The organism is Aureimonas phyllosphaerae, assembly GCF_900113065.1.
Classification (GTDB): Bacteria; Pseudomonadota; Alphaproteobacteria; order Rhizobiales; family Rhizobiaceae; genus Aureimonas; species Aureimonas phyllosphaerae.
In genome coordinates, this window is the sequence record NZ_FOOA01000013.1 from 41,911 (window position 1) to 58,090 (window position 16,180).

Sequence of the window (16,180 nt, forward strand, 5' to 3'; positions counted from 1 at the left end):
GGAAAACGATCATGGCTCTGCCAGACTACTCCATGCGCCAGCTGCTCGAGGCGGGCGTTCACTTCGGTCACCAGACCCACCGCTGGAACCCGAAGATGGCGCCATTCATCTTCGGCGCGCGCAACAACATCCACATCATCGACCTCGCGCAGACGGTGCCGATGCTGCACCGTGCGCTGCAGGCGGTGTCGGACACCGTCGCCAAGGGCGGCCGCGTCCTCTTCGTCGGCACCAAGCGCCAGGCTTCGGAGATCATCGCCGACGCCGCCAACCGCTCGGCCCAGTACTACGTCAATGCTCGCTGGCTCGGCGGTATGCTGACGAACTGGAAGACCATCTCCAATTCGATCCAGCGCCTGCGCAAGCTGGACGAGCTCCTCGCGGGCGAAGCCCACGGCTTCACCAAGAAGGAGCGCCTCACCCTGCAGCGCGAGCGCGACAAGCTCGACCGCGCGCTGGGCGGCATCAAGGACATGGGCGGCGTGCCGGACATGATCTTCATCATCGACACCAACAAGGAAGCGATCGCGATCGACGAGGCCAAGCGTCTCGGCATTCCGGTCGTCGCCATCGTCGATTCGAACTGCGATCCTTCCCGCATCGACTACCCGATCCCGGGCAATGACGACGCGGCTCGCGCCATCTCGCTCTACTGCGACCTGATCGCCCGTTCGGCGGTCGATGGTATCGCGCGTCAGCAGGGCTCCATGGGCGTCGATCTCGGCGCGATGGAAGAGGCGCCGATGGAAGAGACGCTCGACGAGCCCGAGGCGGCTTCCGAGGAGCAGGCTGCTTCGGCCGCCTGATCCGACCCACCATCGTTGTGACGGCGTCACCGCGCCGTCACAGGACTGGCGCACTCCTTCCCGCAGAAGCCGTGCGCCGTTTCTTTTTCTGATAGAGGCCAATTCATGACGATCTCCGCTTCGATGGTGAAGGAACTGCGCGAGAAGACCGGCGCAGGCATGATGGACTGCAAGGCCGCCCTGGCCGAGACCAACGGAGACATGGAGGCCGCGATCGACTGGCTGCGCGCCAAGGGCATCGCCAAGGCCGACAAGAAGTCGAGCCGCACGGCCGCCGAGGGCCTCGTGGGCGTCGCCAGCGGCGACAACAGCGCGGTCGTCGTCGAGGTGAACTCCGAGACCGACTTCGTGGCCCGCAACGACGCCTTCCAGGCGCTCGTGCGCAACGTCGCGCAGGCGGCCCTCGGCACCGACGGTACGGCCGACGCCACGGGCGCCGCGACCCTTGCCGACACCGGCAAGAGCGTCGTCGACTCGATCAAGGACGCCGTCGCCACGATCGGCGAGAACATGAACCTGCGCCGCTCGGCCAAGCTCACGGTCTCCAACGGCGTGGTCGCGACCTACATCCACAACCAGGTCGCCGAGGGTCTCGGCAAGCTGGGCGTGCTGGTCGCCATCGAGTCGACCGGCGACAAGGCCGCCCTGACCGCTTTCGGCCGTCAGGTCGCCATGCACGTCGCCGCGACCAACCCGCTGGCGCTGACCGACGCCGAGGTCGACCCGGCCACCGCCGAGCGCGAGAAGGCGATCTTCTCGGAGCAGGCGCGCGAGTCCGGGAAGCCGGAAGCGATCATCGAGAAGATGGTTGAGGGCCGCATGCGCAAGTTCTACGAGGAGGTCGTCCTCCTGAAGCAGAACTTCGTCATCAACCCCGACCTGACGGTCGAGAAGGCCCTCGAAGCCGGCGCCAAGGACTTCGGCGCTCCGGCCAAGATCGTCGGCTTCGTGCGCTTCGCCCTCGGCGAAGGCATCGAGCGCGAGCAGAGCGACTTCGCGGCGGAAGTCGCGGCGGCTGCCGGCAAGAAGTAAGCGTTTCCTAAGCTTTCTTCCTTCATGGAACTGAGAAAGGGCGTCCGCTTGAGAAGCGGGCGCCCTTCCTGTATCGCAAGCCGGCATCATCCGAAGGACATTCCATGGCGATCCGTTTCACGCGCGTTCTTCTGAAGGTTTCCGGCGAAGCGCTAATGGGCGGGCAGGGGTTCGGCATCGATGTCGCCGTGGCAGATCGCATCGCCGCCGACATTAAGGAAGCTCGCGACCTCGGCGTCGAGATTTCGGTCGTCATCGGCGGCGGCAACATCTTTCGCGGCGTCGCCGTCGCGTCGAAGGGCGGCGACCGGGTGACCGGCGACCACATGGGCATGCTGGCGACCGTCATCAACGCGATGGCCCTGCGCACCTCGCTGACGAAGCTCGGTGTCGACGCGATCGTGCTGTCGGCCATCGCCATGCCGGAACTGTGCGAAAGCTTCTCGCAGCGTGCAGCCCTCGCGCATGCCAGCGCCGGGCGCGTCGTGATCTTCGCAGGCGGCACCGGTAACCCGTTCTTCACCACCGATTCCGCCGCAGCGCTGCGCGCCGCCGAGATGGGCGCGACCGCGCTCTTCAAGGGCACGCAGGTCGACGGCATCTACAGCGCCGACCCGAAGCTCGTGCCCGACGCCACCCGCTTCGACCAGCTGACCCACGACGAGGTGCTGTCGAAGGGTCTTGCTGTCATGGATGTGACGGCTGTCGCATTGGCGCGCGAGAACCATATTCCGATCGTCGTGTTCTCGCTCCACGAAAAGGGCGAGTTCGCGCGCATTCTCACCGGTGGCGGACGCTCGACCATCGTCACCGACTAATCCGCCCAGACAAGACGAAGACTATCAGAAAGGAACCGCAATGGCCGCTCCCGACCTCAACGAACTGAAGCGCCGCATGGATGGCGCGATCACCTCGTTCAAGGGCGATCTCGCGGGCCTTCGCACCGGCCGCGCGTCGGCGAACCTTCTGGATCCGATCGTCGTGCAAGCCTACGGCTCGTCCATGCCGCTGACGCAGGTCGCCAATGTGTCGGTCCCGGAGCCGCGCATGGTGTCCGTCTCCGTGTGGGACAAATCGATGGTCGGTGCGGTCGAACGTGCGATCCGCGAGTCCAGCCTCGGCCTCAACCCGATCACCGACGGCACCACGCTGCGCATCCCGCTGCCCGAGCTGAACGAGCAGCGTCGCAAGGAGCTGGTCAAGGTCGCGCATACCTACGGCGAGAACGCCCGCGTGGCGGCCCGTCACGTGCGTCGCGATGGTATGGACACGCTGAAGAAGTCCGAGAAGGACGGCGATACCAGCCAGGACGACAGCCGCGTCATTGCCGAAAAGATCCAGAAGATGACCGACGAAACCATCGTCGAGATCGACAAGGCGCTTTCGGTGAAGGAAGCGGAAATCATGCAGGTCTAGGCTGTCCGGATTCGGCGGCGGCGGATTCAGGACAGGCGGAGACGATGGCTGATCAGGTGCGGCATCCCAGGCATGTCGCCATCATCATGGACGGTAATGGCCGCTGGGCGAAGGCTCGCGGCCTGCCGCGAACCATGGGACACAGGCGCGGCGTGGAAGCCGTCCGCCAAGCCGTCCGCACGGCCCGCGAGCTGGGCATCGAGTATCTGACCCTGTTCGCCTTCTCTTCGGAGAACTGGAAGCGACCGCAGGAAGAGGTGGGCGAGATTCTGCGCCTCCTCAAGTTCTTCATCCGCCGCGACCTCGCCGAGCTTCACCGCGAAGGCGTGCGCGTGCGCGTCATCGGCGAGCGGGACAACCTGCCGCCCGACGTGCGAGGACTCCTCGAGGAAGCCGAGGAACTGACGGTCGGCAATGACCGCAACACGCTGCTCGTCGCCTTCAACTACGGCGCGCGGGACGAAATCGCCCGCGCCATGCGCCGTATCGCCAAGAAGCTCGTCGCCGGCGAGACGACGGTCGAAGCGGTGACGCCCGAGCTTCTGGATGCGCATCTCGATACGGCCGGAATCCCCGACCCCGACCTCATCATCCGCACGAGCGGCGAACTGCGCCTGTCGAACTTTCTGCTCTGGCAGGCGGCCTATTCCGAGTTCGCGTTCCTGCCCTGCTACTGGCCGGATTTCGACGAGGCGATCTTCTCGGAGACCGTGCGCGAATATTCCTTGAGGGATCGCCGCTTCGGCGGCCTCTCGCAAGAGATCGCGTCCTGACGCGATGGGATTGGGCCTCGGACGACTCGTCGCCAACGCGACCTGGACCGACCTCAAATCTCGGCTGATCTCCGCGCTGATCCTCGGCATCGCGATCCTGCTTCTGACCTTCGCCGGTGGCGCGGCGTTCCGGATCCTGTGCGTCGCGACCTGCATCATCGTCTTCGACGAATGGATGCGGATGACGCGCGGCAAGCGCGCCGGCGACATCTACCTCTTCGCGCGCCGCGCGCTGTTCGTCAGTCTGGTCGCGTTCTTCTTCGGTTTCCATGCCATCGCCGTCGGGATCGTGGTCCTCTCGATCGGGTTCATCGCGCTGGTCGACCGGGGCGAGCGAAAGGCCGACTGGGTGATGACGGGCCTCGGCTACGCGGCCCTCGCCGGACTGGCGCCCGGGCTGCTGCGCGACGATGGCGCCGAGGGGCTCGCGGTTCTCGGCCTGATCATCTGCGTCGTCTGGGCGACCGACGTCTTCGCCTACTTCACCGGCCGCATGGTCGGCGGCCCGAAGCTGCTGCCGATGGTGTCCCCGAAGAAGACGATCTCCGGCGCTCTCGGCGGCCTTGCGGCCGGCGTCGGGTTCGGCGCCCTCTATTCGTACTGGCTGGTCGGATCGGTCGGCGTGTTGGTCATCGTGCTCAGCATCATCCTTTCGGTCGTCGGGCAGGCGGGGGATCTCTACGAGTCCTGGGTCAAGCGCCGTTTCGGCGTCAAGGACTCCGGCCGTCTGATTCCCGGTCACGGCGGCCTGATGGACCGGATCGACGCGCTCATCTTCGCGGCGGGTGCCGCCTGGGTGTTCGGGATGCTGGTCGCGGGCGCAGAACATCCCGCAAGAGCCATATTCCGTCTCTAGATCCATCGTGATCCCGCAAGGCATGGCGTTGCCCGCAGATGCGGTGATACGGACAGTTGCGTGCATTCCGGTGAGCCGACGTCAATTCGGCGCGTGCAGCATGCGGATTTCCCCGACGAGGCGCATCCGGTCGCCCCGGGAACGACGTTAGGTGAATGGAATGGGCCTCGAAGGCTGGTGGACGACGATCTGGGACACGGCGCTGATCCGGATCGTCCCCTTCCTGTTCGTGCTGACCGTGATCGTCTTCTTCCATGAACTCGGCCACTATCTCGTGGGCCGCTGGTCGGGCATCCGCATCCTTGCGTTCTCCGTCGGCTTCGGCCCGGAGATCGTCGGCTTCAACGACCGGCGCGGCACCCGCTGGAAACTCTGCGCCATCCCGCTCGGCGGCTACGTCAAGTTCTTCGGCGACGAGAATGCCGCCAGCGTTCCCGACCATGCAGCGCTTGGCCGGATGAGCGAGGAGGAGCGGGGCGGGGCATTTCATACCGCCAGCGTCGGACGGCGGGCCGCGACCGTTGCCGCCGGGCCGATCGCAAACTTCATTTTGGCGATCGCGATCTTCGCGCTCACGGCATTCTCCACAGGTATCGTCGTGGGTGATCCGGTGGTGTCCGAAGTGCGGCCGGGCTCCCCAGCGCAATCCGCAGGCCTTCAGCCGGGCGATCGCATCGTAAGCGCGGACGGTGAGGCGATCGAGTATTTCGGCGACCTCCAGCGCTATGTTTCGACACGAGCCGGCGTGCCCGTGCAGCTCGGAATCGACCGCGCCGGACAGGTGATCGCGCTGACCGTGACACCTCAGGAACAGGCGCAGACGGACGGCTTCGGCAACGAGTTCAAGACGGCCGTCATCGGCGTCGTCGCCAATGCCGAGCAAAGCGGCTTCCGCACCAGGGAACTCGGGCCGATCGAAGCGTTGCGCTATGGCGTTTCGCAGACCTGGTTCGTCACCGAACAGACCGTCTCGTTCATCGGTGGCATCTTCAAGGGTTCGCAGTCGAGCGACCAGATCGGTGGACCGATCCGCATCGCGCAGGTCTCCAGCCAGGTCGCGACGCTCGGCGTCGCCCCGCTCCTCAACCTCGCGGCGCTCCTCTCGGTGTCGATCGGCCTTCTGAACCTCCTGCCGATCCCGATGCTCGACGGGGGCCATCTCATGTTCTACGCGGCTGAAGCCGTACGCGGGAGACCGCTCAGCGAGCGTGTTCAGGAGTTCGGCTTCAGGATAGGCCTCGCGCTGGTGCTGATGCTTATGGTATTCGCATTCTGGAACGACCTATCCAGCCTCGGCTGAGGTCGATTTGGGGACATTCGAGGGGGTTTGCGGTTCGTTAACCATAACGGTGGCCGGCGTGGCGACCGTGCAACGGTTTTGTGATTCCTAAACGGAATCCGTCCAGTTTGGTTGAACGGCTCCGTAAAGCCGATAGAAACGCACGGGCATGCCGAGTCTCGCACTCGTGCCATCGGCGGAATGAGAAAAGGTAGTAGCCCTATGCAGGCTGGATCGAAGCTTTTGAACGCCCTGTCGGCGGCGGCTCTTTCGTCCACGGTTCTGGCAGCTTCGGTCATCACCCTTGAGCTGGGGACCATGTCCCAAGCTTTCGCCGCCGTGGTCAACCGGATCGAGGTGCGCGGCAATCAGCGCGTGGATGCCGAGACCGTGCGCAACGTCGCGCAGATCCGGGCAGGCCAGAACGTCTCGGACGCCGACGTCGACGCCGCCGTGACGCGCCTCTTCGGCACAGGCCTTTTCTCGGATGTTCGCGCTCGCCAGTCCGGCGGCTCCCTGATCATCGAGGTCGACGAGAACCAGATCGTCGGCGAGGTGATCTTCCAGGGCAACAACAAGATCAAGAACGAGCAGCTGGCCGCGACGGTCCAGACCGCGACTCGCGAGCCGTACAACGCCTCCACGGCCCAGGCCGACGTCGAGGCGATCCGCGCTGCTTACACCCGCATCGGACGTTCCGACGCGGTCGTCTCGGTTCGCACGGTTCCGGCCGAGGGCAATCGCGTCAACGTCGTCTACGACATCCAGGAAGGCGACCGCACCCGCGTCGAGAGCATCAACTTCGTCGGCAACAACGCTTTCGGCGACGGCCGGCTGAAGGAAGTGATCTCGCTGCGCGAGTCGGGCATCTTCAGCTTCCTGCAGCGCAACGACATCTACGACGAGGACCGCCTGCGCGCCGACGAGGAGGCGCTGCGTCGCTTCTACTTCAATCGCGGCTATGCGGACTTCCGCATCGTGTCGTCTGTCGCCGAACTCGACGCCGCGAAGAACCAGTACTTCGTCACCATTACGGTGGATGAGGGCGAGCGCTACGCCTACGGCAACATCAACATCGATTCGACCGTTCCCGGCATCGATGGCGAGACGCTCCGTGGCGAGCTGAAGACCAAGACCGGCGATGTCTATAGCGCCGAGCAGATCGAGGAGTCGCTTGTCTCCTTGACCAACGCCGTCGCGAACCGGGGCTACGCGTTCGCGCAGGTCACCCCGCGCGGCGATCGCGACTTCGCCAACAACACGATCTCGATCGACTACGTCATCGACCAGGGTCCGCGCGCCTATGTCGAGCGCATCGAGGTGCGCGGCAACACGAAGACCCGTGACTACGTTATCCGTCGCGAGTTCGACGTGTCGGAAGGCGACGCCTTCAATCAGGTTCTCGTGCAGCGCGCCAAGAAGCGCCTCGAGGGCCTGCGCTTCTTCAAGACCGTCAACGTCTCGACCGCACCCGGCAGCCAGCCCGACCGTGTCGTCGTGATCGTTCAGGTCGACGAGCAGTCGACGGGCGAGTTCTCGGTGGGCGGCGGCTACACGACCGGCGGCGAGAACGCCGGTCCGGTGGCCGAAGTCAGCATCACCGAGCGCAACTTCCTCGGTCGCGGCCAGTTCGTGAAGGTTTCGGCCGGTTTCGGCGAGGAGACGCGCAGCTACAACCTGTCGTTCACCGAGCCCTATTTCCTCGGTCGCCGCCTCGCGGCCGGCTTTGATATCTACCGCACCGAAAACTCGTCCTCGACGGCCTACGACATCACGCGCACGGGCGGTTCGCTGCGTCTCGCGGCACCGATCACCGAGGATCTCACGGCGCAGATCGCCTACAACTACAAGGAAGAGACGTTCGGCGACAAGCAGGGCATCGCTCTGCGCGACGCGAACGGTTTCCCGCTCGTGATCAACGGGGTCCAGCAGTTCTCGACCTGCGCCAACTCTGTCGTCGCACCGCTCTACACGCTGTCGCCGATCATCAACCAGGCGATTTGCGATAGCCCGTACACCACCTCGTCGATCTCCTACGCGTTGACCTACAACACGCTCGACAATCAGCAGGACCCGCGTGACGGTCTGTTCGCGCAGGTCGGTCAGGAAGTCGCCGGTCTCGGTGGCGATGCGCAGTTCATCCGCACCACGGCGCGGGCGTCCTGGTTCAGCCTTCTATCGGAAGAGTACGACGTGATCGGTCAGCTGAGCGGTGGCGGCGGCAACGTCGCGTCGCTCGGGGATGATCTGCGTGTGTTCGATAACTTCTTCAAGGGGCAGGACATCGTCCGCGGCTTCAAGTATCAGGGCCTCGGCCCGCGCCAGAACGGCGTGGCGATTGGCGGCACGAACTACGTGAATGCCTCGGCGGAAGCGACCTTCCCGCTCCCGCTGGTCTCGCGCGATTTCGGCTTCCGCGGTGCGGCCTTCGCGGATGCCGGTTCGCTCTGGGGCGTCGACAACGTCGAAAACCAGTTCGGCATCCAGGGCGACGACTTCGCTCTGCGCGCCTCCGCCGGTGTCGGCCTCATCTGGGCGTCGCCGTTCGGACCGCTGCGCGTCAACTACGCCGTGCCGTTGGCGAAGGAAGATTACGACCGCACGCAGGAGTTCTCGTTCGGCTTCTCGTCGCGCTTCTGAGCGGCGAGACAAGGCTCGGATGGCCCATTCCTTTTTCAAGCTCGGCAAGGGTCTGACCCTTGCCGAGCTTTGTTCCGTCTGCGGCGCGTCCGTGGAGCCGCAGTTCGCAGACCGCACGGTCAACGGCATCGCGTCGCTCGACCAGGCCGGCCCGGACGACGTCAGCTTCTTCGATACCCTTCGCTACGAGGCGGCCCTTCGGTCGACGCGAGCGAGCGCTGTGATCACGGCGCCTCGCTTTGCCGCGCTGGTGCCGGAGGGCGTGGTCGCGATCCTTGCCAAGAGGCCGGTCATCGCGTTCGCGCAAGTGGGCCGTGAGCTCTATCCTAATGCCATGAGGCCGCGATCGAGCTTCGAGGCCGGCTCGGTTTCCGATCAGGCGAGCGTGCATCCGTCAGCGCGTCTCGAGGCTGGCGTGACGGTCGAACCGTTCGCGGTCATCGGTCCTGATGTGGCGATTGGAGCGGGCACGGTTGTTTCGAGCGGTGCGGTCATCGCGGCCGGATGCCAGATCGGCCGCGATTGCAGCATCGGAAGCCACGTCAGCATCCAGCATGCGTTGATCGGCAACCATGTGATCCTTCATCCGGGCGTGCGCGTCGGGCAGGATGGTTTTGGCTACGTGCCGGGGCCTCAAGGCCTGATGAAGCAGGTCCAGGTGGGGCGCGTGATCCTGCAGGATCACGTCGAAGTGGGTGCCAACACCACGATCGATCGTGGCGCGGTTCGTGATACGGTCGTGGGCGAGGGCACGAAGATCGACAATCTCGTGCAGGTCGCGCACAACGTGGTGATCGGCCGTCATTGCGTAATCGTCGGCCAGGTCGGCATCGCGGGCAGCGTGACGATCGGCAACGGGGTTTCGATCGGCGGGCAGACGGGTTTCAACGGTCACGTGACCGTGGGAGACGGCGCGCAAATCGCTGGCGTCAGCGTCGTGGCGTCGGATGTTCCGGCCGGCGCGCGTTGGGGCGGAGTGCCGGCTCGGCCGGTGAAGGATTGGTTGCGGCACATGGCATCCCTGCGAGGGTCGCCAAGGGAAAAGCAGAAGACGGCGGGTGGGGATGACGGAAACGACGACGCTTGAAAGCCTGGATATCCTCGGGATCCTGAAGCTTCTTCCGCATCGCTATCCTTTTCTGCTGGTCGACCGGATCGTCGATATCGACGGCGATCGCAGTGCGCGTGGGCTGAAGAACGTCACGGCGAACGAGCCGCATTTTCAGGGGCATTTTCCGGATTATCCGGTCATGCCGGGCGTCCTGATCATCGAAGGCATGGCGCAGACCGCGGGCGCGATCTGCCAGAAGGCGACAGGCGGCGACGCGAATTCGATCGTCTACTTCATGACGATCGACGGCGCGAAATTCCGTAAGCCCGTCGTACCGGGTGATCTGCTCGAGTACCACGTGACCCAGACGAAGAAGCGCGGCAACATCTGGAAGTTCGACTGCGCTGGCATCGTCGGCGGTTCGAAGGTCGCGGAAGCGTCGATCAGCGCGATGCTCGTGCCCGGCGACGCAAAGTGAGCAGCACGTCCACGATTCATCCGTCCTCGATCATCGAGGACGGCGCACAGATCGGCGACGGATGCGAGATCGGCCCGTTCTGCGTCATCGGGCCGAACGTCGTACTCGGAGCTGGCGCTCGTCTGAAGTCGCATGTCGTCCTGGCGGGAAACACGACGATCGGCGAGGGTGCGCGGATCCATCCATTCGCATCCATCGGAAACGAGCCTCAGCACCTCAAGTATATGGGTGAGGACACGCGACTGGTGATCGGCAGGAACTGTCTGATCCGTGAGCATGTCACGATGAATCCCGGAACGATCCAGGGCCTGTCCGAGACGAAGGTCGGAGACAATTGCGCTTTCTTCACCGGCGCTCATGTCGCGCATGACTGCGTGATCGGCAACAACGTCACGCTGATCAACAACGTCATGCTGGCTGGTCACTGCGTCGTGGGCGACTTTGCGACGATCGCGGGCGGGTCCGGCATCCACCAGTTCACCCGCATCGGGCACCATGCCTATGTGGGCGGTCTCGCCGCCGTGGAAGGCGACGTCATCCCCTTTGGAATGGTGCTCGGCAACCGTGCCTATCTCAGCGGTCTCAATGTGATCGGCATGAAGCGCGCCGGGTTCAACCGCGACGCGATCCGCAATGTCCGGAAGGCTTACCGGATGTTGTTCTCGGACGATCTGACGTTCCGGGAAAATCTCGACGAGGTCGAGTCGGAATATCCCAACGATCCGCTGGTGCAGGACCTCCTTGGTTTCATCCGCGCGGGGGGCGACCGCGCCATCTGCTTCCCCCGTAGCGTTCGACCGAACTGAACCCAATGGGAACGGGGCCGACCGAAACGCGGCTCGGGATCATCGCCGCCGGCGGTGTCCTGCCCCGGCTGGTCGCCGAGGCAGCGCGCGATGCGGGGCTGACACCGGTCATCATCGCGATCGCCGACGGCCTGAGACAGGAATGGCCCGGCTACTGCGTTGTCCGGTTACCCTGGTCGAAGACCGGCGACGTTTTCAGTCGGTTGTCGGAACACGGGGTCAGCCGCGTCGTATTCTGCGGCACGATCTCCGTCCGGCCGGACTATCGCTCGATGATCCCGAGTCTTCGGACGCTGAGGTTGATGCCGGAGTTGCTGCGCATGGTGCGCGGCGGCGACGACAGCCTGCTGCGAGCCGTCGCCGGCCTCTTCGAGCGCCGAGGGTTCGAGGTCGTCTCGGTCCATTCGATACTCCGCAACGTCCTGACGCCCTTGGGAACGCTGACACTGCAGACGCCGGACAAATCCGACCGGCTGGCTCTCCAGCGTGCGTCCGCGGCGGCAACGGAGATCGGACGCCTCGATATCGGGCAGGCGGTCGTCGCTTCGCCCGATCGCATCATTGCGGTCGAGGGGATCGAAGGGACGCGCGCCATGCTGGAGCGGGTCGGCGAGTTGCGCGCGAACGGGCGGATCGGACGAGGGGAGCCCTGCGTCCTCTTCAAGGCCTTCAAGCCTCAACAAGACGAGCGCTTCGATCTTCCGAGCATCGGGACCGAGACGATCGAGCAGGCTCGCGCCGCCGGGCTGCGCGGCATCGGTCTGACGCCTGGCCGTTCCCTGATCCTCGAAGTGGGACGGGTCGTGGACGCCGCCGATGCCAAAGGTCTCTTTGTGACCGGGGCATCAGCCGAGGAGGAGGGCGGGGCGACATGAAGGTGGCGTTCATCTTGGGGGAGGAGTCGGCGGACCGGATCGGTGCCGATCTTCTGCGTCATCTCAAGCGGATGGCGCCCGAGACGATCTCGGCGATCGGGTTGGGCGGTCCGTCGATGCGTGCCGAGGGGCTCGAGTCGCTGTTCGACATCGAGGAATTGTCGATCATCGGCATCGGAGCCATCGTCGCTCGACTGCCGAAGCTTCTGGGACGGCTCAATCAGACCATCGGGTTCCTGCGGGCGCAGCGCCCCGATGTCATCGTCACGATCGACAGTTTCACCTTCTCCAACCGCGTGGCAGCGAAGCTTCGACCGAGCCTCCCTGAGACGGTGTTCGTGAACGTCGTGCCGCCTGCGATCTGGGCCTATCGCCCGGAGCGTGCTCGCAAGCTGTCGTCCGCGGTCGACCGGACGCTGTGCCTGTTTCCGTTCGAACCGGAGGCACTGCAGCGCCACGGCGGGCCGCCGGCATCCTATATCGGCCATCCGATCATGGCGGATCCGCACCTTCGCACCATTCTCGAGCGGGATGCGGCAATTGGCTCGCGCCAGCCGGCGACGCGCCCGACGCTCCTGATACTACCCGGCTCGCGCCGCGGCGAAATCACGCGACTAATGGACGATTTCGGCCGGACCTTCGCGGATTTGTCCGAGCGGGTGCCGAACCTGCGCGGCGTGCTGCCCGCCGTTTCCCGCGTGCGCCCGCTGATCGAGGAGAAGCTACGATCCTGGTCGATTCGTCCGGAGTTGGTCGAAGGCGAGGATGCCAAATGGCAGGCCTTTTCCGAAGCCGACGCGGCGATCGCGGCTTCCGGCACGGTCGCGCTGGAGTTGGCGCTCGCAGCGGTGCCGATGGTTCTGGCCTATCGGCTGGACCCCATATCCTATCGCCTGCGTCACCTGATGACCGGTTGGACGGCCGCCCTGCCGAATTTCGTGGCGGGGCACCCGCTGGTGCCTGAGCATTTTCATGAGACAATCCAGCCGGAGCATCTGGCGCGACGGCTCGAAAGATTGATGACGCGGACGCCCGAGCGAGCGGCGCAGATAGCAGGTTTCGAAGCGATCCGAGCGGCGATGACCGTGCCGGAGGTGCCGGGAGTTGCCGCTGCCCGGATCATCCTCGACATGCAGGCCGAAAGGAAAACGGGCGCCGAAGCGCCCGTCTGATCGATCTCATGTTGCCCGAGGTCAGCCGCGGGCGTCGACCGGGGTATAATCGCGCTGGGCCGCGCCGGTGTAGAGCTGGCGAGGGCGGCCGATACGCTGATGCGGATCCTCGATCATCTCTTTCCACTGCGCGATCCAGCCGACGGTGCGGGCGACCGCGAAGAGCACGGTGAACATCTCGGTCGGGAAGCCGAGCGCCTTCAGCGTGATTCCGGAGTAGAAATCGACGTTCGGGTAGAGCTTCTTCTCGATGAAGTACGGATCGTGCAGCGCGATCTGTTCAAGTTCCATCGCGACCTCGAGCAGCGGATCGTCCTTGATGCCGAGCTCGGTCAGCACCTCGTGGCAGGTTTGCTGCATGATCTTCGCGCGCGGATCGTAGTTCTTGTACACTCGATGGCCGAAGCCCATCAGGCGGAACGGATCGTTCTTGTCCTTGGCCCGCGCGATGAACTCCGGAATGCGGTCCTTGCTGCCGATCTCGGCCAGCATGTTGAGCGCCGCCTCGTTGGCGCCGCCATGCGCCGGACCCCACAGGCAGGCGATGCCGGCCGCAATGCAGGCGAACGGGTTGGCGCCGGACGAACCGGCGAGACGCACCGTCGAGGTCGAGGCGTTCTGTTCGTGGTCGGCATGGAGCGTAAAGATACGGTCCATGGCGCGGGCCAGCACCGGGTTGATCTGATACGGCTCGCAGGGCACCGCGAAGCACATATGCAAGAAGTTTTCCGCGTAGGAGAGGTCGTTGCGCGGGTAAACGAACGGCTGGCCGATGTGATACTTGTAGGCCATGGCCGCCAGCGTCGGTGTCTTCGCGATCATGCGGATCGAGGCGACCATCCGCTGGTGCGGGTCCGCGATGTCGGTCGAGTCGTGGTAGAAGGCCGAGAGTGCGCCGACCGAACCGACCATCACGGCCATCGGATGCGCGTCGCGACGGAAGCCAGTGTAGAAGCGCGACATCTGCTCATGCACCATGGTGTGGCGCGTCACGCGGTAGGTGAAGTCGTTCATCTCGGCGGCGGTCGGCAGTTCGCCGTAGAGTAGGAGATAGCAGGTCTCGAGGAAGTTGCCGCGCTCGGCGAGCTGGTCGATCGGATAGCCCCGGTGCAGCAGCACACCTTCGTCGCCGTCGATGAAGGTGATCTTTGATTCGCAGGAAGCGGTTGACGTAAAGCCCGGGTCGTAGGTGAAGAGCCCGGTATCCTTGTAGAGCGCCGCGATGTCGACAACATCGGGACCGATCGTCCCGTGGCGCAGCTTAAGCTCGGTTTCCTTCGGGCCCAAGGTCAGTTTCGCCGAATCGGTCATTCGTTCCCCTTCTGGATGTCCGCCGGGCAGCGCCCGGCGAGAGCCGATCGGCAGGGAATGCGCCGAGCGCACGTTCGATGCCGATATCGTACGGAATTATTGCACCGCACTCTCTTAAGCGCCAGTGCAGGCCAAGGGTTCATGCAGCCTGATCGCGCAGCCTGGCCAATGTTTCATCACGCCCAAGGACGTCGAGCACGTCGAAGACGCCGGGAGAGGTCGTCTTGCCGGTGAGGGCGGCGCGCAGCGGCTGCGCGGCCTTACCGAGCTTCAGGCCTTCACGCTCCGCATAGTCGCGGACGACGGCTTCAATGGAGCCGGCATTCCACTCGGTCAGGGCTTCGAGGGCCGGCAGCAGCCCCGAGACGACCTCCCGCCCGCCACCGGCTAGGATCTCCTCCGCCTTCGGGTCGATGGGCAGGGGACGCGAGGCAAAGAGATAGGCAGCGCTCTCCGTCAGCTCGACCAGCGTCTTGGCGCGCTCCTTGAGGCCCGGCATCGCGCGCAGCAGACGGTTACGCACCACGTCGTCGGGCGCCGAGCGCAGGATAGCGCCGTTCGGCAGGTGCTCGCGCACGTCCATCAGGTGATCGACGAGATCGGCATCCACGCTCATACGGATCCAGTGACCGTTTACGGCATCGAGCTTGGCGAAATCGAAACGCGCCGCGCCACGATTCACATCGTCGATGTCGAACCAGGCGATCATGTCCTCGGGCGAGATGATCTCCTCGTCCCCATGGCTCCAGCCGAGACGCACGAGGTAATTCTTCAGGCCGACCGGGAGATAACCCATCTCGCGATAGGCCTCGACGCCCAGGGCACCATGTCGCTTCGACAGCTTCGCCCCGTCCGCACCGTGGATGAGCGGAATATGGGCGAAGACGGGAACGTCCCAGCCCATCGCCTTGTAGATCAACGTCTGGCGACCGGCGTTAGTCAGGTGATCGTCACCGCGAATGATATGCGTGACGCCCATGTCGTGGTCGTCGACGACGACCGCGTGCATGTAGGTCGGCGTCCCGTCCGAGCGAAGGAGAATGAAGTCGTCGAGGTCCTTGTTGGGAAAGCGGACTTCACCCTGAACGCGGTCGTGCACCACCGTCTCGCCGTCGAGCGGAGCCTTGATGCGGATCACGGGTCTGACACCCGCCGGCGCCTCGGACGGGTCGCGGTCGCGCCAGCGTCCGTCGTAGCGCGGGGGGCGCTTCTCCGCCTTGGCTTTCTCGCGCATCTCGTCGAGTTCGGCCGGGGAGGCGTAGCAGTAATAGGCCTTTCCGGCCGCAACCAGTTCCTCGGCCACCTCACGGTGACGCGGCGCGCGCTCGAACTGGGAAACCGGCGGCTCGTCGGCGTCGAGACCGAGCCAATGCAGACCGTCGATGATCGCCTTCACAGCGGGTTCGGTGGAACGCTCGCGGTCGGTATCCTCGATGCGCAGCAGCATCTTGCCGCCCGTCTTGCGAGCGTACAGCCAGTTGAAGAGCGCCGTACGCGCGCCACCGATATGAAGATAGCCCGTCGGCGACGGTGCGAACCGGGTTACGACGCGGTCGGTCATGGAAGGTCCTCGAAGGTGGAAGAATCGCGCCAGCCGTCGGACACGAGGTCCGAAATGGTCTGTGCAGAGCCGGCGGGACGATGCCTGTCTTTCTCGGCCCGTGGTGTAGCATAGCGGGAAGGCG

At 64.8% G+C, this 16,180-nt stretch carries 14 protein-coding genes and 1 pseudogene; 13 read left to right on the forward strand and 2 right to left on the reverse strand.

Going from position 1 to position 16,180, the window contains the following annotated elements:
• Positions 1-11: 11 nt before the first annotated feature.
• From rpsB to lpxB, 13 genes and pseudogenes are all read left to right on the forward strand, one after another.
• Positions 12-806, forward strand: coding sequence for a 30S ribosomal protein S2 (rpsB, locus tag BM175_RS15270; RefSeq protein ID WP_090964485.1), 795 nt, complete (start codon positions 12-14; stop codon positions 804-806).
• Positions 807-911: 105 nt separating this feature from the next.
• A complete protein-coding gene (tsf, locus tag BM175_RS15275) occupies positions 912-1,838 on the forward strand; it encodes a translation elongation factor Ts (protein WP_090964487.1) in 927 nt (308 codons plus the stop codon).
• A 104-nt stretch (positions 1,839-1,942) separates the two neighbouring features.
• Positions 1,943-2,656 carry a UMP kinase gene (gene pyrH, locus BM175_RS15280; RefSeq protein WP_055885615.1) on the forward strand — a complete coding sequence of 238 codons (714 nt, stop codon included), beginning with the start codon at positions 1,943-1,945 and terminating at the stop codon, positions 2,654-2,656.
• Positions 2,657-2,696: 40 nt separating this feature from the next.
• The gene (gene frr / locus BM175_RS15285) at positions 2,697-3,254 is read left to right on the forward strand and encodes a ribosome recycling factor (RefSeq protein ID WP_055885618.1); all 558 of its coding nucleotides are present in this window, start codon (positions 2,697-2,699) and stop codon (positions 3,252-3,254) included.
• A 26-nt stretch (positions 3,255-3,280) separates the two neighbouring features.
• A pseudogene (locus BM175_RS15290) lies at positions 3,281-4,027 on the forward strand (isoprenyl transferase); the annotation flags it as partial.
• 4 nt (positions 4,028-4,031) lie between these two features.
• Complete coding sequence (locus tag BM175_RS15295) at positions 4,032-4,883, forward strand: phosphatidate cytidylyltransferase (RefSeq protein WP_090964491.1); 852 nt, start codon at positions 4,032-4,034, stop codon at positions 4,881-4,883.
• A gap of 160 nt (positions 4,884-5,043) precedes the next feature.
• Positions 5,044-6,183: an RIP metalloprotease RseP gene (gene rseP, locus BM175_RS15300; RefSeq protein WP_090964493.1), complete on the forward strand. Its 1,140-nt coding sequence runs from the start codon at positions 5,044-5,046 to the stop codon at positions 6,181-6,183.
• A 201-nt stretch (positions 6,184-6,384) separates the two neighbouring features.
• Complete coding sequence (gene bamA, locus BM175_RS15305) at positions 6,385-8,802, forward strand: outer membrane protein assembly factor BamA (RefSeq protein ID WP_090964495.1); 2,418 nt, start codon at positions 6,385-6,387, stop codon at positions 8,800-8,802.
• Positions 8,803-8,821: 19 nt separating this feature from the next.
• Positions 8,822-9,889, forward strand: coding sequence for a UDP-3-O-(3-hydroxymyristoyl)glucosamine N-acyltransferase (gene lpxD / locus BM175_RS15310; RefSeq protein WP_090964497.1), 1,068 nt, complete (start codon positions 8,822-8,824; stop codon positions 9,887-9,889).
• The gene (gene fabZ, locus BM175_RS15315; RefSeq protein ID WP_090964498.1) at positions 9,867-10,331 is read left to right on the forward strand and encodes a 3-hydroxyacyl-ACP dehydratase FabZ; all 465 of its coding nucleotides are present in this window, start codon (positions 9,867-9,869) and stop codon (positions 10,329-10,331) included. Before lpxD ends, fabZ begins: the two co-directional genes overlap by 23 nt.
• Positions 10,328-11,137 carry an acyl-ACP--UDP-N-acetylglucosamine O-acyltransferase gene (gene lpxA / locus BM175_RS15320; protein WP_090964499.1) on the forward strand — a complete coding sequence of 270 codons (810 nt, stop codon included), beginning with the start codon at positions 10,328-10,330 and terminating at the stop codon, positions 11,135-11,137. Before fabZ ends, lpxA begins: the two co-directional genes overlap by 4 nt.
• Before the next feature lie 5 nt (positions 11,138-11,142).
• Entirely contained in the window at positions 11,143-12,012 is an 870-nt protein-coding gene (locus BM175_RS15325) for an LpxI family protein (RefSeq protein ID WP_090964500.1), read from the forward strand.
• Complete coding sequence (lpxB, locus tag BM175_RS15330) at positions 12,009-13,184, forward strand: lipid-A-disaccharide synthase (protein ID WP_090964502.1); 1,176 nt, start codon at positions 12,009-12,011, stop codon at positions 13,182-13,184. Before BM175_RS15325 ends, lpxB begins: the two co-directional genes overlap by 4 nt.
• Positions 13,185-13,205: 21 nt before the next feature.
• Here lpxB and gltA read toward each other — a convergent pair whose 3' ends face one another.
• On the reverse strand, positions 13,206-14,495 hold the full coding sequence (gene gltA / locus BM175_RS15335; RefSeq protein ID WP_090964504.1) for a citrate synthase: 1,290 nt from the start codon (positions 14,493-14,495) through the stop codon (positions 13,206-13,208).
• Positions 14,496-14,634: 139 nt separating this feature from the next.
• Positions 14,635-16,056, reverse strand: a complete 1,422-nt coding sequence (gene gltX, locus BM175_RS15340) for a glutamate--tRNA ligase (protein WP_090964506.1) — start codon at positions 16,054-16,056, stop codon at positions 14,635-14,637.
• Between the last annotated feature and the right edge of the window lie 124 nt (positions 16,057-16,180).